This is a genomic window from Streptomyces sp. NPDC031554, assembly GCF_055580685.1.
On sequence record NZ_JBVIKX010000005.1, the window covers coordinates 278,705 to 302,345 of the forward strand.

A 23,641-nucleotide genomic window follows, 5' to 3' on the forward strand; every position below is an offset into this window, starting at 1 on the left:
GTCACACCGGGAGCCGGCCGTGCCCGGACACGGCGACGGCCCCCTCGTGATCACGAGGGGGCGGGGAGTTCCGTCAGCGCGTCGCCGACCGCGGCCGGCGGGGTGCGGGCGGCGGGTCCGGGCGCCGCGGCGTCACAGGTTGAGGCTCAGGACGCGGTCGACGGTGATCTCGACGACCACCAGGTCCGGCGGGGTGGGCGGGGCCGCGCCGTAGCGGACGGTGTAGCGGTGGACCGCCTCGGCCAGGCGCTCCGGGTCGTCGGTGACGACGGCCCGGCCTTCGAGGGTGATCCAGCGGAAACCGTCCGCCTGGCAGAGCGCGACGGGTGCCGCCGGGCCGCCCGCCGCCACGTTGCGGGCCTTGCGGGCGCCGGCGCGGGTGGTCACCCGGGCCAGGCCGGTCGCCGTGTCGTGGGTGAAGCGGACGGGGGTGGCGTGCGGGGTGCCGTCGGACCGCAGGGTGGTGAGGACGGCCGTGCCGGGGCGGGCGAGGAACGCCCTCGCGACGGGCGTGAGCGTGGTGGTCGTGCGGCTCACTTCTTCCTCACGCCCTCGTTCCAGATCAGCTTGACCATGTTCGGCTTCGCGGCCGTCGTGACGACGCCCATGGCCTGCCGGACGTACCGCCCCTCCGCCAGTTCGCGCAGCATGGCGGCGGCGAGGTCGACGCGGGCGGTGAAGACGCCGTCGGCGCTGGTCCGCGAGGTGAGGTAGTCGGTGACGACGGGGTGGTCGAAGAGACCCGAGGGCCGTACGAGGGTCCAGTCGAGGTCCGTGTCCCCGACCACGTCCTCCATGCGGTGCATGTCCGCGTGCAGGGTGCGGCCCAGGCGCCGGGTCACCAGCGGGTCGAGCACGTGGTTGAAGAAGTGCGCGCCGGTGGGACGCCAGTGCGGGTCCATCATGTTGGAGCTGACGACGAGCAGCCGCTTGATGCCGTGGCGGGCCATCGCGGCGGTGACGACGATGGCGCTCGCCGAGTACGTGGTGATGGTCTTCCGGCTGAAGGGCCTGCCCAGCACGGACAGGACGGCGTCGGTCCCCTCGATCGCGGTGTCGACGGCCGCCGGGTCGGTGGCGTCGGCGACGGCCGGCGTGAGGCCGGGCCGTGCGGCCAGGGAGCCGGGGCGGCGGGTCACGGCGACGACCTCGTGGCCGCCCGCGAGGGCCTGGTCGGTGAGGTGGCGTCCGGTCGGTCCGTTGGCGCCGAAGACTGCGATGCGCATGGTGGCGGGTGATCCCTTCGTACGGCGTGTGCGGTGGGTGCGGTGCCGGTCGTGCGAGGCCGGCCGTGCGGGGCGTGTGGTGCCGGAAACGCCCTTGACTGTGCGGATCGCGGCTCGCAGGCTCAACGCCGATGAATAACTCCGGCCCCGCCCCCGCCCGCACCCGAGGCCGCCCCCGCGGCAACCCGCCGATCCGCGAGTCGATCGTCACCGCGGCCCGTGACCTGTTCCTCCGGAGCGGCTACCGGCGCACCACCCTGCGCGCGGTGGCCGGGGCGGCCGGGGTCGACCCCGCGCTGATCGCCTATCACTTCGGTTCGAAGAAAGGCCTGTTCGCGGACGTGATGCAGTTCCAGTGCGCCAACGCGCTGGCGGTGGACGCCGTCCTCGGAGGTGACCCGGCCGGCCTCCCCGACCGGCTGATCGACGCGGTGACGGACCTGTGGGAGAACGCCGACTTCGTCCGGCTGAGCACCCGGGGCGAGGAGGCCGCCGAGGTGATCCGCGAGTACCTGGAGCACGAGCTGCTGGCCCGGCTCGCTGAATTCCTCGGCGGCCGGGACGCGACCGCCCGGGCCACGGCCGCGGTGACGATCCTCGGCGGCCTCATCTACACCCGCTACCTCAACCCCCTGCCCACCCCCGCCGCCCTCACCCCGTCCGAGGCCCGCCGCGTCCTGACCCCGGCGCTGCGCGCGGCGCTGTCCCCGAGGCCCCGCTCCGGGCCGCCCACCGCAACGGCCCGCCGCGGCCGGCCGGCCGCCGGCTGAGGCGCGCACGGACCCGGAGGGGGACACGGACCCGACGGACTCGGAGGGGGACACGGACACAAAGGACCGCACGGGGGTGCCGTCCGGCCCTGCCGGCCGTCCCGGGCACCCGATCCCGGGCCCCGGTCCCGGGCGGGTGCCCGCGATGTCACACCGCGGCGCTACCGTCGGACCATGTCCACTCAGGCGGGAGCCTCCCAGGCGGAGGAGCGGCGACTGGCCGTACTGGAAGGCGTGCTGGAGCGCATCACGTACGCGAACGAGGAGAACGGCTACACGGTCGCCCGCGTCGACACCGGCCGGGGCGCCGGTGATCTCCTGACGGTCGTCGGCGCCCTGCTCGGCGCCCAGGTCGGCGAGTCCCTGCGGATGGAGGGCCGTTGGGGCTCCCACCCGCAGTACGGCAAGCAGTTCACGGTGGAGAACTACACGACCGTGCTGCCCGCCACCGTCCAGGGCATCCGCCGCTATCTGGGATCGGGGCTGGTCAAGGGCATCGGCCCGGTCTTCGCCGACCGCATCACCCAGCACTTCGGCACGGACACCCTGAGGATCATCGAGGAGGAGCCGAAGCGCCTGATCGAGGTGCCCGGCCTCGGCCCGAAGCGCACCAGGAAGATCGCCGACGCCTGGGAGGAGCAGAAGGCGATCAAAGAGGTCATGCTCTTCCTCCAGACCGTCGAGGTGTCGACGTCGATCGCGGTCCGCATCTACAAGAAGTACGGCGACGCCTCCATCTCCGTCGTGAAGAACCAGCCCTACCGGCTGGCCGCCGACGTCTGGGGCATCGGCTTCCTCACCGCCGACCGGATCGCCCGCTCCGTCGGCATCCCGCACGACAGCCCGGAGCGCGTCAAGGCGGGCCTGCAGTACGCGCTGTCCCAGTCCAGCGACCAGGGCCACTGCTACCTGCCGGAGGAGCGCCTGATCGCCGACGCGGTCAAGCTGCTGCAGGTCGACACCGGCCTCGTCATCGAGTGCCTCGCCGCCCTCGCGGAGCCCCCCGAGGAGGGCGAGGAGCCCGGTGTCGTACGGGAGAGGGTCCCCGGTCCGGACGGCGGCCCGGACCTCGTCACGGCCGTCTACCTGGTCCCCTTCCACCGGGCCGAACTCTCCCTCTCCGCGCAGCTGCTGCGCCTCCTGCGCACCGGCGAGGACCGCATGCCGGGCTTCCGCGACGTGGCGTGGGACAAGGCGCTGTCCTGGCTGCGGACCCGTACCGGCGCCGACCTCGCCCCCGAGCAGGAGGCCGCCGTCCGTCTCGCGCTGACCGAGAAGGTCGCCGTCCTCACCGGCGGACCGGGCTGCGGCAAGTCCTTCACGGTCCGCTCGATCATCGAACTGGCTCGCGCCAAGAAGGCCAAGGTGGTGCTCGCCGCCCCCACCGGCCGCGCCGCCAAGCGCCTGGCCGAGCTGACCGGCGCCGAGGCCTCCACCGTCCACCGCCTCCTCGAACTCAGGCCCGGCGGTGACGCGGCGTACGACCGCGACCGCCCGCTCGACGCCGACCTGGTGGTCGTCGACGAGGCCTCGATGCTGGACCTGCTGCTGGCCAACAAGCTGGTGAAGGCGGTCCCGCCGGGCGCCCACCTCCTCTTCGTCGGCGACGTCGACCAGCTCCCCAGCGTCGGCGCCGGCGAGGTGCTGCGCGATCTGCTGGCCGACGGCGGCCCGATCCCCGCCGTGCGCCTGACGCGCGTCTTCCGCCAGGCCCAGCAGTCCGGCGTGGTCACCAACGCGCACCGGATCAACGCCGGGCAGCACCCGGTCACCGACGGCATGAAGGACTTCTTCCTCTTCGTCGAGGACGACACCGAGGAGGCGGGCCGGCTCACGGTCGACGTGGCCGCCCGCCGCGTTCCGGCGAAGTTCGGCCTGGACCCCCGCCGGGACGTGCAGGTCCTCGCCCCCATGCACCGCGGCCCGGCCGGCGCCGGCACCCTCAACGGCCTGCTCCAGCAGGCCATCACCCCCGGCCGGCCCGACGTCCCCGAGAAGCGCTTCGGCGGCCGGGTCTTCCGCGTCGGCGACAAGGTCACCCAGATCCGCAACAACTACGACAAGGGCGAGAACGGCGTCTTCAACGGCACCGTGGGCGTGGTCGTCTCGCTCGACCCGGTCGACCAGCGCCTCGTCGTGCGCACCGACGAGGACGAGGAAGTCCCCTACGAATTCGACGAGCTGGACGAACTGGCCCATGCCTACGCGGTGACGATCCACCGGTCCCAGGGCAGCGAATATCCCGCCGTGGTGATCCCCGTCACCACCGGAGCATGGATGATGCTGCAGCGGAACCTGTTGTACACGGCCGTCACCCGCGCCAAGGGGCTGGTCGTCCTCGTCGGCTCCCGCAAGGCGATCGGCCAGGCGGTGCGCACGGTGTCGGCGGGCCGCCGCTGCACCGCTCTCGGCTTCCGGCTCTCGGGCGGCCGCGAAAAATGATCGATCAAATGAGTCACGAAGGTCACAGAGCTCTTCCGCAACCGTGACGGAGGCGGCAGGATGGGCAAGTTGGCGGCACTGAGTGCCGTGGATAAGCCCAATGGCCGACCCCGAGTGCACTCTCCTGCGCCAAATGGGGGATGGTAGAGACAGTCAGGGCAACCTCGAAGAAGAGGCACAATGTCGGTGAGGGATGACGTGAGCGAGCACACCAACAACGCTGTAGTACTGCGGTACGGCGACGGCGAGTACACCTACCCGGTGATCGGCAGCACCGTCGGCGACAAGGGCTTCGACATCGGCAAGCTCCGCGCCCAGACCGGTCTGGTGACCCTGGACAGCGGCTACGGCAACACCGCCGCCTATAAATCCGCCATCACCTACCTCGACGGCGAACAGGGCATCCTCCGGTACCGCGGCTACCCGATCGAGCAGCTCGCCGAGCGGTCGACCTTCCTCGAGGTCGCCTACCTGCTGATCAACGGCGAGCTGCCGACCGTCGACGAGCTCACCGTCTTCAAGAACGACATCACGCAGCACACCCTGCTGCACGAGGACGTCAAGAACTTCTACAAGGGTTTCCCGCGTGACGCCCACCCGATGGCGATGCTGTCGTCGGTGGTCTCCGCGCTGTCCACGTTCTACCAGGACAGCCACAACCCGTTCGACGAGACGCAGCGCAACCTCTCGACGATCCGCCTGCTCGCCAAGCTCCCGACGATCGCGGCCTACGCCTACAAGAAGTCGATCGGTCACCCCTTCGTCTACCCGCGCAACGACCTCGGCTACGTCGAGAACTTCCTGCGCATGACCTTCTCGGTCCCCGCGCAGGAGTACGACCTGGACCCGGTCGTCGTCTCCGCGCTCGACAAGCTGCTGATCCTGCACGCGGACCACGAGCAGAACTGTTCGACGTCCACGGTCCGCCTGGTCGGCTCCTCGCAGGCCAACATGTTCGCCTCGATCTCGGCCGGCATCAACGCCCTGTGGGGCCCGTTGCACGGCGGCGCCAACCAGTCCGTCCTGGAGATGCTCGAGGGCATCCAGGCCAACGGCGGCGACGTCGACTCCTTCATCCGCAAGGTGAAGAACAAGGAGGACGGCGTCCGCCTGATGGGCTTCGGCCACCGGGTGTACAAGTCCTTCGACCCGCGCGCGAAGATCATCAAGGCCGCGGCCCACGACGTCCTCTCCGCCCTCGGCAAGTCCGACGAGCTGCTGGACATCGCGCTCAAGCTGGAGGAGCACGCGCTCTCCGACGACTACTTCGTCTCGCGCAACCTCTACCCGAACGTCGACTTCTACACCGGCCTGATCTACCGGGCCATGGGCTTCCCGACCGAGATGTTCACGGTCCTGTTCGCCCTCGGCCGCCTCCCGGGCTGGATCGCCCAGTGGCACGAGATGATCAAGGAGCCGGGCTCCCGCATCGGCCGCCCGCGCCAGATCTACACCGGTGTGGTCGAGCGCGACTTCGTCCCCGTCGAGGAGCGCTGACACCTGTCGGCACGGGGCACCTTCCCCAGGTGCCCCGCCGGGAGGGTCGAGTCCGCCGGGCTTCGGCCGGCTGTGCCTCCTCGCGGGGCGCGGGCGGCCCGTGCGTCCGGCCGGGCGGGCGGGCGCATGACCGTGGGGCTGTCCGGAAGGGCAGCCCCGTACTCGTCCCACCGCGCGGGAACGCGGCGCGGGACGCCGGCGGAGGCGTCCGCGGGCATGAAGAAGGCGCCCTGGTGCGTCGGTCCCCCCACGGGCCGACGACCAGGGCGCCTTCCCATGTCCCGGTACGGATTCCCCCCACGGGATCCGGCCGGGCGTCTGGAGGACACAGCGCCTGAATTCGCTGATGCCGTATGTGATTGTGGTGCGGCGGGAGCCGGGCGGGGTGAGCGGGACCCGCCGTACTCCTGTCGTGTGGTGCGGTCTGCCGGGACAGCGCACGCTGGGAGGGCCGCTCAAAGCTTCCCGGTGTGCGTGCCCCGGCAACGCATCTCTGGAGAAGTCCCCCAAGACATCCCCAGATGCCAGTCCGCGCCCCCCAAGACGCTTCCTGACATCGCCAAACTTAGACCGTCGAACCCCTTCGATGGTTACCTTCACATCACTGTGATCTGTGTCTCTCGCGTATGTCCCGTGAGATGCGCAAGATCCCGGATACAGCGATCGGGGCCCGCGCGTAAGGATGATGCGCGAGCCTTGTGAAGAGCTTATGTGAGGCTCGCGCCGGACTCCAGGGGGGCTGTGGTCTCGACTTGGTCCTAATCACCGGTAACTTCCCGGCACTTCGCGCCGCCTCAGCGGAACGTCCGCAGCCGCAAACTGTTCGTCACCACGAAGACCGACGAGAAGGCCATGGCCGCCCCGGCGAGCATCGGGTCGAGCAGCCCGGCCGCGGCCAGCGGCAGCGCGGCCACGTTGTAGCCGAAGGCCCACACCAGGTTGCCCTTGATGATGGTCAGGGTCCGCCGGGACAGCCGGATGGCGTCCGCCGCGACCCGCAGGTCCCCGCGGACCAGCGTCAGGTCGCTCGCCTCGATCGCCGCGTCCGTGCCCGTGCCCATCGCCAGGCCCAGGTCGGCGGCGGCGAGCGCGGCGGCGTCGTTGACCCCGTCGCCGACCATGGCGACGACCCGCCCCTCGGCCTGGAGCCGTCGCACGACGGCCACCTTCTCCTCGGGCAGCACCTCGGCGACCACCTCGTCGATGCCGACCTCGGCCGCCACCGCCTCGGCCACCGCCCGGTTGTCCCCGGTCAGCAGCACCGGCGTGAGCCCGAGCCCGCGCAGCTCCCGTACGGCCTCGGCGCTGGTCTCCTTGACGGCGTCGGCCACGGCGAGCACCCCGCGCACCGCCCCGTCCCAGCCGACGACGACGGTCGTACGGCCCCGGCGCTCGGCCTCGTCCCGGGCGCGCGCCACGTCGGGCGGCAGATCGCGGAAGCCGTCGAGGAGGCGCCCCACGGCCACCTCGTGCCCCTCCACGCGCCCCCGTACGCCGCGCCCCGGCACGTTCTCGAAGTGCTCGGCCGACGGCGGCCGGCCGGCCCGCTCCTCGGCGCCGGCGGCGACCGCCCGGGCCACCGGGTGCTCCGAGGCGTGCTCCAGGGCGCCCGCGAACCGCAGCAGCTGCTTCTCGTCGGTGCCCTCGGCGGCGTACACCTCCCGCAGGGTCATCCGGCCGGTGGTGACGGTGCCGGTCTTGTCGAGGAGGACGGTGTCGGCCCGGCGGGTGTTCTCCAGGACCTCGGGGCCCTTGATGAGGATGCCGAGCTGGGCGCCCCGCCCGGTGCCGACCATGAGGGCGGTGGGGGTGGCCAGGCCCAGGGCGCACGGGCAGGCGATGATCAGGACCGCGACGGCCGCCGTGAACGCGGCGACGGTGTCCCCGGTCAGGCCGAGCCAGACGCCGAAGGTGGCGGCGGCGATCAGCAGCACCACGGGGACGAAGACCCCGGCGACCCGGTCGGCCAGCCGCTGCACCTCGGCCTTGCCGCTCTGCGCGTCCTCGACGAGCCGGGCCGTGCGGGCGAGCCGGGTGTCCGCGCCGACCCGGGTCGCCTCGACGACGAGCCGGCCGTCCGCGTTCACCGTCGCGCCGGTGACCGGGTCGCCCGGACCCACGTCCACCGGCACGGACTCGCCGGTCAGCAGGGAGGCGTCGACGGCGGAGACGCCCTCGACGACGGTGCCGTCGGTGGCGATCTTCTCGCCGGGCCGGACGACGAACCGGTCCCCGACGGCCAGCAGGTCCACCGGGACCCGGGTCTCCCGCCCGTCCCGCAGGACGGCCACGTCCTTGGCGCCCAGCTCCATCAGCGCCCGGAGCGCGGCTCCCGCACGCCGCTTGGAACGCGCCTCCAGGAAGCGGCCGAGCAGGATGAAGGCGGTGACGCCGGCGGCGACCTCCAGGTAGATCGTGGACGCGCCGTCGGCGCGTGAGACGGTCGGCTCGAAGGGGTGCCGCATGCCGGGCATGCCCGCGTCACCGAGGAACAGCGCCCACAGCGACCAGCCGAACGCCGCCAGGGTGCCGACGGAGACGAGCGTGTCCATGGTGGCGGCGCCGTGCCGCAGGTTCGTCCAGGCCGCCCGGTGGAAGGGCAGGCCGCCCCAGACGACGACGGGCGCGGCGAGCGTCAGGGACAGCCACTGCCAGTTGTCGAACTGGAGCGCCGGGACCATCGCCGTCAGGACGACGGGCGTGGCGAGCAGGGCGCAGACGAGGAGACGGTGGCGCAGGGCCGACAGCTCGCGGTCCCCGGCCGGCCCGGCCGGTGCCTCTTCCGTGGCCGACGCCGAGGTCGGGGCCGAGGTCGGGGCGGGGGCCGGCGGCGCGGGCTCCTCGGCGGTGTAGCCGGTCCTGACGACGGTCGAGATCAGGTCGGCGACCTCGACCCCGGCGCCGTAGCTGATCCGCGCCTTCTCCGTCGCGTAGTTGACCGTCGCGGTGACGCCGTCCATGCGGTTGAGCTTCTTCTCCACGCGGGCCGCGCAGGAGGCGCAGGTCATCCCGCCGATGAGCAGCTCGACCTCGGAGGGCCCGGCGGTGGCCGCGGGTGTGGTGGTGCTGGACATGTCCGTGACTCCAGGGAGCGGCAGCGGGCCGTGTCCGACCAGTGTCCACCGGTCGGCACGGCCCGCTGCCGGGGGGTGGGGACGGCTCAGGCGCGGCCGGCCAGCTCGAAGCCGGCCTCGTCGACGGCGGCGCGCACGGCCTCGTCGTCCAGCGCGGCGGCGGAGACGACAGTGACCTCGCCGGTGGAGGCCACGGCCTTCACCGAGGTGACGCCGGGAAGCCGGGAGATCTCGCCGGAGACGGCGCCCTCGCAGTGTCCGCAGCTCATGCCGCTCACCTGGTAGACGGCGGTGACGGTTCCCGGGGTGTCGGTGTGGGCGGTCATCTCGTTGCTCCTCGTCGAGGCGTGTGGACTGGGTGGCCGGCCGCGGCCCCGCCGTGGGCCGGTTCCGGTTCGGCGGTGCGCGACCGTGCGTCGGCCGCCGTGAGCCGGCCGAGCCGGCCGAGGTGGCCCCGGAGGGCCGCCACGCCATCCACGTTATACCCCTAGGGGGTATTTATCCAAGGCGCCTCGTCGGGGCCGGGCCGCCCGCCGGTCAGGGGGCCGAGGTAGCGGACGAGGGCGTTCTTCACCTCCTGGACGTACGCCTCCCGCTCGGCGCCCTCGTGGCCGAGGACCAGCTCCAGACCCGCCTTGTACATGCCCAGGCACATCTGTGCGGTGCGGGAGAGGTCGGCGGGGGGACTGTCGGGCAGCAGCGAGGAGAGCAGGCCCTCGATCCGGGTGAGCAGGGTGGCGTGCAGTGCGTCGTGCTCCTCGGCGATGCGGCCGGGGATGTCGGGGCCGTGCATGAGGGTGAAGAACACCGGGTGGTCGCAGTTGAAGGCCATGAACCGGTCGACGGCGGCGCCGACGGCCTCCTCCAGGGGGGTGGCGGGATCCACCGGGGCGAGTGCCTCGCCGTAGGCGTCGCGCATCTCGTGCATCAGCCGGTCGCCCAGCTCTACGGCGATCGCTTCCTTGTTCGGGAAGAACTGGTAGAGCGTCCCGGGGGAGACCCCGGCCTCGCGGGCGATGGCGTTGGTGCTCGCGGCCGTGTAGCCGGTGGTGCAGAAGACCGAGGCGGCGGCCTCGAGGAGTTGGGCGATCCGGCGCTCGCCGCGGGCCTGGCGGCGGCGCGGCTGTTCCTTCGCCTGGTTCTCGGCGGTTTCGGGCACGAGTCATCCCCAGTTATCCGAACGCGATTGACAAACGCGAGTGGCCGCTCGCATTCTGATTCCAGTGAAACGCGAGCGAGGTCTCGTGTTTGCCAGTCTATGGCAGTGGCGACCCATGCTGCCCGCTCACGCGGGCACGGGTCACCTTCCATCACGGTGAGGGGACACCGCACGATGACCGAAGTCAACCGTCCGCCGCGGGTCGGGGGCTGGACCCGCTTCGTGACCGCCCGGCCCGGTCTGTCACTGCTCGCCGCCCTGGTGCTGACCGTGCTCGCGGTGCTGGCGGGCAGCGGGGTCGCCGGCAAACTGGGCAGCGGCGGCTGGGAGGACCCGGACGCCGAGTCCACCTACGCGACCGAGGTCCTGGAGCGCGAGTTCCCCGACTCCCAGCCCAACCTGCTGCTGCTCGTCGGCTCGGGCCGCGCCTCGGTCGACGATCCGGCCGTCGCCGCCGAGGCCACCCGCCTCGCCGAGCGGCTGTCCGCCGAGAAGGGCGTCGTGGGCGTCGGCTCCTACTGGCGGACCGGGGCGCCCGCGCTGCGCGCGAAGGACGGCCACGAGGCGGTGATCGCCGCCCGCATCACGGGCGACGAGAAGACCATGGGCGAGACCCTCGACCGCATCGCCCCCTCCTACCGCGGCACCCAGGGCCCGCTGGAGGTCAGGATCGGCGGCATCGTGGCCGTACGGCACGAGATGCAGACGATCATCCAGGAGGACCTCACCCGCGCCGAGATCATCGCCCTGCCGGTCACGCTGGTGCTGCTGGTGATGGTCTTCGGCAGCGCGGTCGCCGCCCTGCTGCCGCTCGGCATCGGCATCGTCGCCATCCTCGGCACCAACGCGGTCCTCGCCGGCCTCACGGAGTTCACCGACGTCTCCGTCTTCGCCATGAACCTCACGACCGCCCTCGGCCTCGGCCTCGCCATCGACTACGCCCTGTTCATCGTCCGCCGCTTCCGCGAGGAACTCGCCGGCGGAGCCGACCCGACGGCCGCCATCGGCACCACCCTGCGCACGGCCGGCCGCACCGTGCTGTTCTCCGCGCTCACGGTCGCGGTCTCGCTGGCCGCGATGCTCGTCTTCCCCCAGTACTTCCTGCGCTCCTTCGCCTACGCCGGCATCGCGGTCGTCCTGCTGGCCGCGGCCGCCGCGCTGACCCTGCTCCCGGCGGCCCTGATCCTGCTCGGCCACCGGGTCGACTCCCTCGACCTGCGCCGCCTGTTCCGGCGCGGGCGGGCGAAGGGTGCGGCCCCCGGCGCGGAGGCCGGCGCGGGCTGGGGGCGCGCGGCGGCTCTCGTCATGCGCCGCGCCCCGTTCTTCGCGCTGGGCACGACGGCCGTCCTCGTCCTGCTCGGACTGCCCTTCCTGGGGGTGAGGTTCGGCACCGCCGACGACCGCCAGCTGCCCTCCTCCGCAGAGTCCCACGTCGTGCAGCAGCACATCAGGGACGGATTCCCCGGAGCCCCCGGCGGCGGCCTGGAGGTCCTCGCCGAGGGCAGGGCCACCCGGGCCGAGTACGCCGCCTACAAGGAGCGTGTCGCCGCCCTCCCGGCCGTCGCGCGCGTGGACGGCCCGCTGGTGCACGGCGACGCGGCGTACTTCACGGTGCAGCCCGAGGGCGAGGCCGTCGACGACGCCGCCCAGCGGCTGGTGGACGACCTGCGCGCCACCGAGGCGCCCTTCGACACCAAGGTGACCGGCGCCGCCGCCGTGCTGGTCGACTCCAAGGACGCGATAGGCGGCCGGCTCCCCCTGGCGGCGGTCTTCATCACCGTGGTCACCCTGCTCCTGGTGTTCCTGCTGACCGGCAGCGTGCTGATACCGGTCCAGGCCGTCCTGCTCAACGCGCTCAGCCTGACCGCGATGTTCGGCGCCGTGGTGTGGGTGTTCCAGGACGGTCACCTCTCCGGCCTGCTCGGCTTCACCGCCACCGGTTCCATCGAGACGACCCTGCCGGTCCTGATGTTCTGCGTCGCCTTCGGCCTCTCCATGGACTACGGCGTCTTCCTGCTCTCCCGCATCAAGGAGGAGCACGACCGCAGCGGCGACCACGAGGGGGCGGTCCGGCTGGGCCTCCGACGCACGGGCGGTCTGATCACGGCGGCGGCGGTCATCCTGGCCGTGGTGATGGTCGCGATCGGCACCTCGCGGGTCACCAACACCAAGATGCTCGGGCTGGGCATCGCCCTCGCGGTCCTGATGGACGCGATGGTCGTCCGCAGCCTGCTGGTGCCGGCCATCATGCGCCTCAGCGGCAGGGCCACCTGGTGGGCACCGGCCCCGCTGCGCCGGTTCCACCAGCGGTTCGGCCTCAGCGAGGGGGAACCGGCCCCGGCCCCGGAACCGGCCCCGGCCACGGAGTCGGACGTGGTGGGAGCGCGCGGCTAGGTGTACCCGGTCATGACTTCGGTGACAGCCGACCGACCGGGGGTCGGCCTGCGGGGCCGGATCCGCGGGACCGGGCGCCGCGGGGCCGAGCACCGTGGACCGGCCGCCGTGGGGCCGGATCTGCGGATCCGGCTGCCGCGGACCTGACCCTGCGGGATCCGGTCCTGCGGGATCCGATGGGCGGCCGGTCGGGCGGGACCCGTTCGGCCGTCCATCGGGTGCCGTCGTCCCCGCCGCCGCTCCGCCACCCCGCCGTCCGACCGGCGGGACCGGGCGTTAGCGTGCACGGTGATCCCCTCCGCGAGCGGGCGGCGGTGACCGGGACGGGTACGGGTGGAAGGAGCCGCGCATGCGGGCTGTGGTGTTCGAGCGGTACGGGGAGCCCGCCGAGGTCCGGGAGGTGCCCGAACCTCGGCCCGCGGACCATGGCGTGGTGGTCCGCGTCGAGGCCACCGGCCTGTGCCGCAGCGACTGGCACGGCTGGATGGGTCACGACCCGGACATCACCCTGCCGCACGTCCCGGGCCACGAACTCGCCGGCGTCGTCGAGGAGACCGGCGCCCGGGTCACCCGGTGGAAGCGGGGCGACCGGGTGACCGTGCCCTTCGTGTGCGGCTGCGGCAGCTGCCCGTCCTGTGTGGCGGGCGACCACCAGGTCTGTGAGCGCCAGACCCAGCCCGGCTTCACCCACTGGGGCTCCTTCGCCCAGTACGTGGCGCTGGACCACGCCGACGTCAACCTGGTCGCGATCCCCGACGACCTGTCCTCCGCCACCGCCGCCGGCCTCGGCTGCCGGTTCGCCACCGCCTTCCGGGCGGTCGTTCAGCAGGGCCGGGTCGCGGCGGGGGAGTGGGTGGCCGTGCACGGCTGCGGCGGGGTGGGCCTGTCCGCGGTGATGATCGCTGCGGCCTCCGGGGCGCGGGTCGTCGCCGTGGACGTCGCTCCGAAGGCCCTGGAACTGGCGCGGACGTTCGGCGCGGCCGCGTGCGTGGACGCGCGGGACGCCCCGGACACCGCCGCGGCGGTCCGGGAACTGACCGGCGGCGGGGCGCACCTCTCCCTGGACGCCCTCGGTTCCCCCGCCACCTGCGCCGCCTCGGTGAACGGACTGCGCCGCCGCGGCCGGCACGACCCCCGTCCCCCTGGCCCGGGCCATCGCCCTGGAACTGGAACTGCTGGGCAGCCACGGCATGGCCGCCCACACCTACCCCCCGATGCTGGAGCTGGTCCGGGCGGGCGTGCTCCGGCCCGACCTGCTGGTGACGTCCACGATCGCCCTGGACGCCGTACCGGAGGCACTGGCGGCGATGGGGACGGCGCCGGCCGCCGGGGCCACGGTCATCGAGCCGTGGCGGTGAGGGCGGCCCACTCCCGGTCCAGGAGCGCCATCAGCACCTCGTCCACCCAGCCCCCGTCCCGCGGCGCGGCCTCCCGCCGCACGCCCTCCACCACGAAGCCGACCTTCTCGTAGACGTGCCGGGCCCGGGCGTTGTCGCCGTACAGCTCCAGCTGGATGCGGTGCAGGCCCAGGTGCCCGAAGCCGTGGCCGACGATCAGGCGGGTCGCCTCGGTGCCCAGTCCGCGGCCGCGGCCGCGGGGGCCGATCAGGGTGCGGAAGGTGCAGGTGCGGGCGAGGGCGTCGTACTCGTGGAGGACCACCTCGCCGACGAGTTCGCCGGTGGCCCGGTCGGTGACGGCGAGGTCGAGGCGGTCGGGCTGCGCGGAGCGCGTGGCGTACCAGGAGCGCAGCCGCTCCGGGGTGAGTTCGCCGTTCGCCGGGAAGGTGAAGCGGACGACCTCGGGGTCCTCGATGATCTTTCCCATGGTCTCGGCGTCCGCCTCGGTGAACGGCCGCAGCACGGTCTTCTCACCGGTGAGCAGGGGTTTGACGGAGAAGCCGGAGGGGCTGGGGGAGGCGGAGAGGTCCATGCACGGCACTGTGCCCCACCCGGGGGTGGGACACAGAACGGTTTTCCGGCAAGGCGATCGGTCCCCGACGGAACGGTCCTCCGGGCGGGCGGTCGGTCCCGCACGGTTCGGTTTCGCGGTGGGACGGTCAGTCCCGGCGGCCCCGGTTTCCGGGCCGTGCGGCGACCCAGGTGCGGACGGTGTCGGCGTACCAGTAGGGCTTGCCGCCCTCCACGTGGTCGGGCGGGGGAAGCAGTCCGTGCTTGCGGTAGGACCGCACGGTGTCCGTCTGCACCTTGATGTGTGCCGCGATCTCCTTGTAGGACCAGAGGCTTCGGTCGGTCATGGGGGGCACCTCCGTGCGCGTGCGGGGCGGCGGCCGGGAGGCCGCCGGGGGGAGCCCGGCGCTGCGCTGGCGATCACCAGGCCTGTGCCCGCTCAACGACGCACGGTGACAGCGGGGAAGCGGCTGTCGACAGCGTGCGACCTGGCGTGAACGCAGCCGCGACATCAGTGACGGGAGGCGGACTTTCGTGACGTGAGTGTCACAGAAGAACCCAGGAGGTGCGAGGGGCGGGAAGACCGGGCCCGGCCGCCTCCGTCCCCTTGCGCTCCTGCTCCGTCCGCGGCCGCCTACGCCCCGCAGGACCGCAGGAACGCCCGGGTCCGCCGGGCGATGGGCAGCGGCGCGTCCGGTGCGCACGGGTACATGTCCTGCTCCACGATCGCGAACAGGTCGACGTCCAGCTTCCGCGCGGCCTCCAGCACGGGCTCCAGGGCCGGCACCCCCGAGGGCGGCTCGCACATCACCCCGCGCGCGACGGCCGGCCCGAAGGGCACCTCCTGCGCCCGCACCTGCGCGAGGACCTCCGGGTCGACCTGCTTGAGGTGCAGGTACCCGATCCGCTCCCCGTAGGTCTCGATCAGCTTGACGCTGTCGCCGCCGCAGTAGGCGTAGTGCCCGGTGTCCAGGCACAGGGACACCAGGTCGGAGTCGGTGCCGTCCAGGAACCGGACGACGTTCTCCTCGCTGTCGATGTGGGTGTCGGCGTGCGGGTGGACCACGATCCGCAGCCCGTACCGCTCCCGCACCCGCCGGCCGAGCCGCTCGGTCAGCGAGGTGAGGTCGCGCCACTGCCCGGGCGTGAGCGTGTCCGGCTCCAGCACCTCGCCGGTCTTGTCGTCCCGCCAGAAGGACGGGATGACCACCAGGTGCCGGGCCCCCACGGCCTGGGCGAGCGCCGCGTTGTCGGCGACGTGCGCCCAGGTCTTCTCCCACACGGCCTCGCCGTGGTGCAGCCCCGTGAACACCGTGCCGGCCGACACCTTCAGGCCGCGCGCGGCGGTCTCCTCGGTGAGGACGGCGGGATCGGTCGGCAGGTAGCCGTAGGGGCCGAGCTCGATCCACTCGTAGCCCGAGAGCGCGACCTCGTCGAGGAAGCGCCGCCAGGGCACCTGCCGCGGGTCGTCCGGGAACCAGACGCCCCAGCTGTCGGGGGCCGAACCGACCCGGATGCGGGAAAGTGAGGGCTGAGGTGACAACGACGTCATGGCCGTCAGTGTGCGGCCCGGCCGCAGGAGTGTCAAGAGCTGGTCCGAATGTCCGGACAAAATGTTGACAGGGTCCACCGTACGGGGCTAGAAAGCCGTGGAGAGCCGATACGAAGGGAACTCGATGGCCTACGACCTGATCACCATGGGGCGGATCGGAGTGGACCTCTACCCGTTGCAGACGGGCGTGCCGCTGCCGCAGGTCACGTCCTTCGGGAAGTTCCTCGGCGGCTCCGCCGCCAACGTCGCGGTCGCCGCCGCCCGCCTCGGCCGGAACACCGCGGTGATCACCCGCACCGGCGACGACCCCTTCGGCACCTACCTCCACGAGGCCCTGCGCGACTTCGGCGTCGACGACCGCTGGGTGACCCCGGTCCCCGGCCTGCCGACCCCCGTCACCTTCTGCGAGGTCTTCCCGCCGGACGACTTCCCGCTCTACTTCTACCGCCTGCCCAAGGCCCCCGACCTGGAGATCGACGCCCACGACCTCGACCTCGACGCCGTCCGCGAGGCCCGCGTCTTCTGGGTCACCGGCACCGGCCTGAGCGAGGAGCCCAGCCGTACGGCCACGCTGGCCGCCCTCGCCCACCGGGCCGGGGCCGGCACCACCGTGTTCGACCTCGACTGGCGGCCCATGTTCTGGTCCGACCCGGACGCGGCCCGCCCCTTCTACGCCGAGGCCCTCCGGCACGCCACCGTCGCCGTGGGGAACCTGGACGAGGTGGAGATCGCCACCGGGCTGCGCGACCCGCACGCCGCCGCCCGCGCCCTCCTGGACGCCGGAGTCGAACTCGCCGTCGTCAAACAGGGACCCGAGGGCGTCCTGGCCGTCGACAGGGCGGGCGAGCGGGCCGAGGTCCCGCCGCTGCCCGTGCGCGTCCTCAACGGCCTCGGTGCCGGCGACGCCTTCGGGGGATCCCTCTGCCACGGCCTGCTCGCGGGCTGGGACCTGGAGAGGACCATGCGTCACGCCAACGCCGCCGGCGCCCTCGTCGCCTCCCGCCTGGAGTGCTCCTCCGCCATGCCGACGCCCGCCGAGATCGAAGAGGCGCTCGCCGCCGGAGCGGTGCGATGAGGGCGGGCCGCGGGGGACCGACCCCGCCGCCGGACACCGGCCCGGCGGTGACGGCCGCGACCGCCCCCACCGGCAGCCGCACGCCCGCCACCGCTCCCGCCCCCACCCCCGTCGACGTCTCCGAACTGGTCCGCCTGCGCGCCCACCGCCCCGAGGCGGTCGCCGAGGCCGCCGCCCGCCGCACCCGCCGCCCGCTCGTCGACGGGACCGGCCGGCTGATGATCGTCGCCGCCGACCATCCGGCCCGCGGCGCCCTCCGCGTCGGCGATCGCGAGCTGGCCATGGCCAACCGGGCCGACCTGCTGGAACGCCTCTGCCTGGCGCTGGGCCGACCCGGCGTGGACGGCGTCCTCGCCACCGCCGACATCCTCGACGACCTGCTCCTGCTCGGCGCCCTCGACGGCAAGGTCGTCATGGGCTCGATGAACCGCGGCGGCCTGCAGGGCGCCCGCTTCGAACTCGACGACCGCTTCACCGGCCACCGCGCCGAGGACATCGAGCGGCTCGGGTTCGACGCGGGCAAGCTGCTCCTGCGCGTCGACTACGACGACCCCGGCTCGCTCACCACCCTGGAGTCCACCGCCCGCGCGGTCGACGACATGGCGGCCCGCCGGCTGCCCCTCTTCGTCGAGCCGTTCCTCTGCCGGCGCGCGCCGGACGGAAGGCTGGTCAACGACCTCTCCGCCGAGGCCGTCACCAAGTCGATCGCCATCGCCTCCGGCCTGGGCGGCACCTCCGCCTACACCTGGCTGAAGGTCCCGGTCACCGACGACCCCGACGACATGGCCGAGGTCATGGCGACCTCCACGCTCCCCGCCGTCCTGCTGGGCGGCGAGGTGGGCGACGACCAGGACGGCGCGTACGAGAAGTGGCGCGGGGCGCTGCGGCTGCCCACCGTCCGGGGCCTGGTGGTCGGCCGTTCGCTGCTGTACCCGGCGGACGGCGACGTGGCCGCCGCCGTGGACACCGCCGTGGGACTGCTGTGAGGACCGCGGGGCGGGAGCGCCGCGGGGAAACCGAGAGCCGACAGGAACCCGAGGGCCGACAGGAACCCGAGGGCCGACAGGAACCCGAGAGCCGAGGGGAACCAGGGGACCGCGCGGGGCAGGAGTGTCGCGGGGAAACCGAAGGCCGCGAGGAGCGTGAGGGGCACGTGGACAGGGAAGGCCGCATGAACGACGACGGGTTGTACGTTCCGCACGGCAGCACCGCCGACTCGCGGCACGTGCTCGACATCGGCCCCGAACGGGCCGGCTGGACGCACAGCGCTCTGCGGATCGTCGAGCTGCCGCCGGGCGGCGGCCACGACTTCACCACCGGCGACAGCGAATGGATCGTGCTTCCGCTGGAAGGCGGATGTACCGTGCGCACAGCCGACGAAGAGTTCCGACTCCTGGGCAGGGAAAGCGTTTTCGCGTCGGTGACCGACTTCGCGTACGTTCCCCGTGACGCCCGGGTCCAGATCGCCTCCGGCGCGGGAGGCCGCTTCGCCCTGGCAGGAGCGAAGTGCGAGCGCCAACTCCCCGCCCGCTACGGCCCCGCGCCGGAGGTCCCCGTCGAGGAACGCGGCAGTGGCGTCTGCGCCCGTCTGGTGCGCAACTTCGCCTCCGCCGACGCCTTCGAGTGCGACCGGCTGATCGCCGTCGAGGTCGTCACCCCCGGCGGCAACTGGTCCTCGTACCCGCCGCACAAGCACGACGAGCACCGGCCGGGCGAGGAGTCGGAGCTGGAGGAGATCTACTACTTCGAGATCGACGGCCCCGACGGCTTCGGCTACCAGCGGGTGTCCCCCTCGCGCGAGGGCGGCTCCGACGTCCTCGCCGAGGTCCGCTCCGGCGACGCCGTCCTGGTCCCCGACGGCTGGCACGGCCCCTCGATCGCCCAGCCCGGCCACACCATGTACTACCTCAACGTCATGGCCGGACCCGGCGAGACCCGGGAGTGGCGGATCTGCTTCCACCCGGCCCACACCGCGACCACCGGGGGTTACCGATGACCGTCAGGCTCACCGTGGCCCAGGCGCTGGTGCGCTTCCTCGCCGCCCAGTACACCGAGCGCGACGGCACACGGCGGCGGCTGATCGCCGCGACCTGGGGCATCTTCGGCCACGGCAACGTCGCCGGTCTCGGCCAGGCGCTCGTCGAGTACGCCGACGACATGCCCTACCACCAGGGCCGCAACGAGCAGTCCATGGTGCATGCGGCGGTCGGCTACGCCCGCCAGTCCAACCGCCTCTCCACGCACGCGGTGACCACCTCCATCGGCCCCGGCGCGACCAACCTGGTCACCGGAGCCGCCCTGGCGACCGTCAACCACCTCCCCGTGCTCCTCCTCCCCGGCGACACCTTCGCGACCCGCGTCGCCGACCCCGTCCTCCAGCAGCTCGAAGTCCCCTACGCCGGCGACGTGTCGGTCAACGACGCGCTGCGCCCGGTGTCGAGGTACTTCGACCGCGTCACCCGTCCCGAGGCCCTGATCCCGGCCGCCCTCCAGGCGGTGCGGGTGCTGACGGACCCGGTGGAGACGGGCGCGGTCACCCTCGCGCTGCCCCAGGACGTCCAGGCCGAGGCCCACGACTGGCCCGAGGAGTTCTTCGCCGAGCGCGTCTGGGCCGTACGGCGTCCGGGCGCCGATCCCGTCGAACTCGCCGAGGCGGTCGCCGCCGTCCGCGCGGCGGAGCGCCCCCTGCTCGTCGCGGGCGGTGGCGTCCACCACAGCCGCGCCGAGGAGGCCCTCGCCGAGTTCGCCGCCGCCACCGGCGTCCCGGTCGCCTCCACCCAGGCCGGCAAGGGCTCGCTGCGCCACGACCACCCCCAGGACGTCGGCGGCGTCGGCCACACCGGCACCGCGACGGCGGACGAACTGGCCCGCACCGCCGACCTGGTGATCGGCGTCGGCACCCGCTGGACCGACTTCACCACGGCCTCGGGCACCCTCTTCGGCCACGACGGGGTCCGCTTCCTCAACCTGAACATCGCGCCCCACGACGGCCACAAGCTCGCCGGACTGGCGCTCGTCGCGGACGCCCGCAGCGGCCTCCAGGAACTGACCGAGGCCCTCGGCATGCACGGCCACCGCGTCGCGGACGCCTACCTCGCCGAGTACACCGGGGGCAAGGAGCGCTGGGAGCGGCGCGTCGACGCCTGCTACGCGGCCGAGGAGCCCGACGCGCTCCCGACGCAGCCGCAGGTGCTCGGCGCGCTGGACGCGGTCGTCGACGCATCGGACGTGATCATCAACGCGGCCGGCTCGCTCCCCGGCGACCTGCACAAGCTGTGGCGGGCCCGCTCGCGCGACCAGTACCACCTGGAGTACGGCTACTCCTGCATGGGCTACGAGATCCCGGCGGCGATCGGCGTCAAGCTCGCCGCGCCCGACCGGCCGGTGTGGGCGCTGGTCGGCGACGGCACCTACCTGATGATGCCGACGGAGATCGTCACGGCCGTGCAGGAGGGGATCGCGATCAAGATCCTGCTCGTGCAGAACCACGGCTACGCCTCCATCGGCGGCCTGTCGGAGGAGACCGGCGGCGAGCGCTACGGCACCGCCTACCGCTACCGGGCCGACGACGGGACGTTCACCGGTGCCCCGCTCCCCGTCGACCTCGCCGCCAACGTGGCCAGCCTCGGCGTGCGCGTCCTGCGCGCGAGGACCGTCCGCGACCTGCGCGAGGCCCTCGCCGAGGCGCGCGCCGCCGACACCCCCACTTGTGTCTACGTCGAGACCCGAACGGCAGACACAGTGTCGGGCGCGCCCCCGGCCCAGGCCTGGTGGGATGTACCCGTGGCCGAGACCGCGACCCGAGCGTCCGCGGTGAAGGCCCGCGAGCTGTACGAACGGCACGTCTCGACCCGACGCCGCCATCTGTGAAGGAGCACTCGGTCATGACGAAGATCGTCAACCACTGGATCGGCGGCAAGTCCGTCGAAGGCGCGTCGGGCACCTACGGGCCGGTCACCGACCCGGCGACCGGCGCGGTCACCACCAAGGTCGCGTTCGCGACCGTCGACGAGGTCGACGCCGCCGTGGCCGCCGCCAAGGACGCCTACGCCGACTGGGGACAGTCCTCGCTGGCCAGGCGGACGGAGATCCTCTTCCGCTTCCGCGCCCTGCTCGACGCCAACCGCGACGCGATCGCCGGGCTGATCACCGCCGAGCACGGCAAGGTGCACTCCGACGCGCTCGGCGAGGTCGCCCGCGGCCTGGAGATCGTCGACCTGGCCTGCGGCATCAGCGTCCAGCTCAAGGGCGAGCTGTCCACGCAGGTCGCCAGCCGCGTGGACGTGTCGTCGATCCGGCAGCCGCTGGGCGTCGTCGCCGGCATCACGCCGTTCAACTTCCCGGCCATGGTGCCGATGTGGATGTTCCCCCTGGCCATCGCGTGCGGCAACACCTTCGTGCTGAAGCCGAGCGAGAAGGACCCGTCGGCGTCCCTGAAGCTCGCCGAGCTGCTCGCGGAGGCCGGCCTGCCGGACGGCGTCTTCAACGTCGTCCACGGTGACAAGGTCGCCGTGGACCGGCTCCTGGAGCACCCGGACGTCAAGGCGGTCTCCTTCGTCGGCTCGACCCCGATCGCCCGGTACATCCACACCACGGCCTCCGCCAACGGCAAGCGCGTCCAGGCGCTGGGCGGTGCCAAGAACCACATGCTGGTCCTCCCGGACGCCGACCTGGACGCGGCGGCGGACGCGGCGGTCAGCGCGGCCTACGGCTCGGCCGGCGAGCGCTGCATGGCCATCTCGGCCGTGGTCGCGGTCGGCGCGGTCGGCGACGAGCTGGTGGCGAAGATCCGCGAGCGCGCCGAGAGGATCACGATCGGCCCCGGCGACGACCCGGCCTCCGAGATGGGCCCGCTCATCACCAAGGCCCACCGCGACAAGGTGGCGTCGTACGTCGAGGGCGCGGCCGCCGAGGGGGCCGAGGTCGTCCTGGACGGCACCGGCCACACCGTCGCCGGATTCGAGGACGGCCACTGGATCGGCATCTCGCTGCTCGACAAGGTGCCGACCACCGCGAAGGCCTACCGGGACGAGATCTTCGGCCCCGTCCTGTGCGTGCTGCGCGTGGACACCTACGACGAGGGCGTGGCGCTGATCAACGCGTCGCCCTTCGGCAACGGCACCGCGATCTTCACCCGCGACGGCGGCGCCGCCCGCCGCTTCCAGCTGGAGATCGAGGCCGGCATGGTCGGTGTGAACGTCCCGATCCCGGTCCCCGTCGGCTACCACAGCTTCGGCGGCTGGAAGGACTCCCTCTTCGGCGACCACCACATCTACGGCAACGACGGCACGCACTTCTACACCCGCGGCAAGGTCGTCACCACCCGCTGGCCGGACCCGGCCGACGCCCCCGCGGGCGTCGACCTGGGCTTCCCGCGCAACCACTGACCCGGCGGCACGGTGCCCCGTCCCCTCGGGGGGCGGGGCACCACCGTGTCACCGCGCCGCGCCGGCCTCCGCGATCGCCTCGGTGAGGTCGCCGGTCTGCGCGGCCGGCGGGGCCTTCACCGCGGCCGTCTCGCCGAACTTGTCGAAGTCCATGGTGACCTTCATGGCGCCGAACTCCTGGGACAGACGGACCGGCAGGTCCCCGGCGCCGACCCAGACCTCCATGGTGATCGAGGTGGCGCCGCCGGTCACCTCTCCGAAGAGGCTCTCCTGGCCGCCGTAGACCTCCTTGAACTCGCCCATGCGGCTCTGGTCGATCACGGCCCGGTAGTGGGTCGTGGCCTTGCCGTTCACCGTCTCCTCGCCGAGGTCCTCGACGTCGTCGGCGTACTTCAGGCCCTTCATGGACGCCGAGGGGCTGCCGTTGCTGCCGCTGAGGGCCTGCGACGCGCCCTCGCCGAACACGGCGGAGCTGTCGACCTTCATCCACTCCTTGCCCTCCAGGGGGCCGGAGGCCTGCGGGTCGACGTCGTAGTAGTACGCCCCGTCCACGAACAGCATGCGCGTGGTCGGGGCGTCCTGGAGCTGCTGCATCTGCGCGGCGGCGGTGTCCATCTCGACGTCGAACGCGTACCCGTCGCCCCAGGAGTAGGTGCCCTCCATGGTGACCGGGGCCCCGGTGCCCATGTCGGTGGTCATCCTGACCTCGGCCGAGCCGAGCCGCTCGGTGCGGTCCGTCGCGCGCGTGAGCGCCGCCATGATCTGCTCGGAGCCGTCGGCCACCTCGGCGGCCCTGCGCGCGGTGTCCCCGACCGGGTCGGAGCTGCATCCGGCGACCGCCACCAGCGCCGCCGCCGTGAACCCCACCCGGGCAGCGGTGTACTTGACCTTCATTCGTCCCCACCCCGTTGCTGTGAACCGTCTGTGTCCTCGACTCTAGCGGCCCCCACCGACACGTCCGGACTGCGGACGGCGGCACGTTTTTTCGCCACCGCCCCTACGGTTCCCGTATGTCCCATCACCCGTTCGGGGATTGCCCGTCACTGCGGAAAACCTCTACCAACACGCCTACGATCAACGGATTCCGCGGATGAACACCTATTGACGCAGTGGTTTTCGTCGGGGTTCCATGCAGCGCCGGGAGCGGCCACAACGAGT

Annotated in this window: 18 protein-coding genes and 1 pseudogene; 10 read left to right on the forward strand and 9 right to left on the reverse strand. The window is 72.7% G+C overall.

From position 1 onward, the window contains the following. Nucleotides 1-132: 132 nt before the first annotated feature. Both ACZ5FU_RS16025 and ACZ5FU_RS16030 read right to left on the reverse strand, forming a co-directional pair. The gene (locus ACZ5FU_RS16025) at nucleotides 133-537 is read right to left on the reverse strand and encodes a pyridoxamine 5'-phosphate oxidase family protein (protein WP_451775945.1); all 405 of its coding nucleotides are present in this window, start codon (nucleotides 535-537) and stop codon (nucleotides 133-135) included. Beyond that, complete coding sequence (locus ACZ5FU_RS16030) at nucleotides 534-1,226, reverse strand: NAD(P)-dependent oxidoreductase (protein WP_451526623.1); 693 nt, start codon at nucleotides 1,224-1,226, stop codon at nucleotides 534-536. Before ACZ5FU_RS16030 ends, ACZ5FU_RS16025 begins: the two co-directional genes overlap by 4 nt. Before the next feature lie 131 nt (nucleotides 1,227-1,357). Between ACZ5FU_RS16030 and ACZ5FU_RS16035 the strand changes: the two genes are divergently transcribed. From ACZ5FU_RS16035 to ACZ5FU_RS16045, 3 genes are all read left to right on the forward strand, one after another. After that, the gene (locus ACZ5FU_RS16035; RefSeq protein ID WP_451526624.1) at nucleotides 1,358-1,996 is read left to right on the forward strand and encodes a TetR/AcrR family transcriptional regulator; all 639 of its coding nucleotides are present in this window, start codon (nucleotides 1,358-1,360) and stop codon (nucleotides 1,994-1,996) included. Between the two features lie 174 nt (nucleotides 1,997-2,170). Then, the gene (gene recD2 / locus ACZ5FU_RS16040) at nucleotides 2,171-4,438 is read left to right on the forward strand and encodes an SF1B family DNA helicase RecD2 (RefSeq protein WP_451526625.1); all 2,268 of its coding nucleotides are present in this window, start codon (nucleotides 2,171-2,173) and stop codon (nucleotides 4,436-4,438) included. 180 nt (nucleotides 4,439-4,618) lie between these two features. Then, nucleotides 4,619-5,935, forward strand: a complete 1,317-nt coding sequence (locus tag ACZ5FU_RS16045) for a citrate synthase (protein ID WP_468835296.1) — start codon at nucleotides 4,619-4,621, stop codon at nucleotides 5,933-5,935. A gap of 794 nt (nucleotides 5,936-6,729) precedes the next feature. On the opposite strand, the gene ACZ5FU_RS16050 is transcribed toward ACZ5FU_RS16045, so the two are convergent. The 3 genes from ACZ5FU_RS16050 to ACZ5FU_RS16060 all read right to left on the reverse strand — a co-directional run bounded on the left by ACZ5FU_RS16050 (nucleotide 6,730) and on the right by ACZ5FU_RS16060 (nucleotide 10,168). Continuing rightward, nucleotides 6,730-9,009, reverse strand: coding sequence for a heavy metal translocating P-type ATPase (locus tag ACZ5FU_RS16050; protein ID WP_451775942.1), 2,280 nt, complete (start codon nucleotides 9,007-9,009; stop codon nucleotides 6,730-6,732). Nucleotides 9,010-9,095: 86 nt separating this feature from the next. Continuing rightward, complete coding sequence (locus ACZ5FU_RS16055; protein ID WP_401470859.1) at nucleotides 9,096-9,335, reverse strand: heavy-metal-associated domain-containing protein; 240 nt, start codon at nucleotides 9,333-9,335, stop codon at nucleotides 9,096-9,098. 161 nt (nucleotides 9,336-9,496) lie between these two features. After that, on the reverse strand, nucleotides 9,497-10,168 hold the full coding sequence (locus tag ACZ5FU_RS16060) for a TetR/AcrR family transcriptional regulator (RefSeq protein WP_451526628.1): 672 nt from the start codon (nucleotides 10,166-10,168) through the stop codon (nucleotides 9,497-9,499). 174 nt (nucleotides 10,169-10,342) lie between these two features. On the opposite strand from ACZ5FU_RS16060, the gene ACZ5FU_RS16065 reads away from it, so the two are divergent. Further along, complete coding sequence (locus tag ACZ5FU_RS16065) at nucleotides 10,343-12,562, forward strand: MMPL family transporter (RefSeq protein ID WP_468644041.1); 2,220 nt, start codon at nucleotides 10,343-10,345, stop codon at nucleotides 12,560-12,562. A gap of 349 nt (nucleotides 12,563-12,911) precedes the next feature. Then, nucleotides 12,912-13,920, forward strand: a pseudogene (locus ACZ5FU_RS16070) (zinc-dependent alcohol dehydrogenase family protein). Here ACZ5FU_RS16070 and ACZ5FU_RS16075 read toward each other — a convergent pair. From ACZ5FU_RS16075 to ACZ5FU_RS16085, 3 genes are all read right to left on the reverse strand, one after another. Further along, complete coding sequence (locus tag ACZ5FU_RS16075; RefSeq protein ID WP_469045461.1) at nucleotides 13,901-14,491, reverse strand: GNAT family N-acetyltransferase; 591 nt, start codon at nucleotides 14,489-14,491, stop codon at nucleotides 13,901-13,903. The pseudogene ACZ5FU_RS16070 and the gene ACZ5FU_RS16075 overlap by 20 nt on opposite strands. Before the next feature lie 127 nt (nucleotides 14,492-14,618). Next, entirely contained in the window at nucleotides 14,619-14,816 is a 198-nt protein-coding gene (locus tag ACZ5FU_RS16080) for a helix-turn-helix transcriptional regulator (RefSeq protein ID WP_451526632.1), read from the reverse strand. Nucleotides 14,817-15,103: 287 nt separating this feature from the next. Then, nucleotides 15,104-16,021 carry a sugar phosphate isomerase/epimerase family protein gene (locus ACZ5FU_RS16085; RefSeq protein ID WP_468644036.1) on the reverse strand — a complete coding sequence of 306 codons (918 nt, stop codon included), beginning with the start codon at nucleotides 16,019-16,021 and terminating at the stop codon, nucleotides 15,104-15,106. A 124-nt stretch (nucleotides 16,022-16,145) separates the two neighbouring features. On the opposite strand from ACZ5FU_RS16085, the gene iolC reads away from it, so the two are divergent. The 5 genes from iolC to mmsA all read left to right on the forward strand — a co-directional run bounded on the left by iolC (nucleotide 16,146) and on the right by mmsA (nucleotide 22,483). Further along, entirely contained in the window at nucleotides 16,146-17,096 is a 951-nt protein-coding gene (gene iolC / locus ACZ5FU_RS16090) for a 5-dehydro-2-deoxygluconokinase (protein WP_451775931.1), read from the forward strand. A 47-nt stretch (nucleotides 17,097-17,143) separates the two neighbouring features. Continuing rightward, on the forward strand, nucleotides 17,144-18,082 hold the full coding sequence (locus ACZ5FU_RS16095; protein ID WP_469045462.1) for a Cgl0159 family (beta/alpha)8-fold protein: 939 nt from the start codon (nucleotides 17,144-17,146) through the stop codon (nucleotides 18,080-18,082). Between the two features lie 185 nt (nucleotides 18,083-18,267). Further along, a complete protein-coding gene (gene iolB, locus ACZ5FU_RS16100) occupies nucleotides 18,268-19,092 on the forward strand; it encodes a 5-deoxy-glucuronate isomerase (RefSeq protein WP_451526636.1) in 825 nt (274 codons plus the stop codon). After that, nucleotides 19,089-20,966 carry a 3D-(3,5/4)-trihydroxycyclohexane-1,2-dione acylhydrolase (decyclizing) gene (gene iolD, locus ACZ5FU_RS16105; RefSeq protein WP_469045463.1) on the forward strand — a complete coding sequence of 626 codons (1,878 nt, stop codon included), beginning with the start codon at nucleotides 19,089-19,091 and terminating at the stop codon, nucleotides 20,964-20,966. The genes iolB and iolD overlap by 4 nt, the downstream gene beginning before the upstream one ends. A 14-nt stretch (nucleotides 20,967-20,980) precedes the next feature. Further along, nucleotides 20,981-22,483: a CoA-acylating methylmalonate-semialdehyde dehydrogenase gene (mmsA, locus tag ACZ5FU_RS16110; protein WP_451526638.1), complete on the forward strand. Its 1,503-nt coding sequence runs from the start codon at nucleotides 20,981-20,983 to the stop codon at nucleotides 22,481-22,483. A gap of 48 nt (nucleotides 22,484-22,531) precedes the next feature. On the opposite strand, the gene ACZ5FU_RS16115 is transcribed toward mmsA, so the two are convergent. Beyond that, nucleotides 22,532-23,377 (reverse strand): SCO4651 family lipoprotein, encoded by an 846-nt coding sequence (locus ACZ5FU_RS16115; protein WP_451526639.1) that lies wholly within the window; start codon nucleotides 23,375-23,377, stop codon nucleotides 22,532-22,534. Between the last annotated feature and the right edge of the window lie 264 nt (nucleotides 23,378-23,641).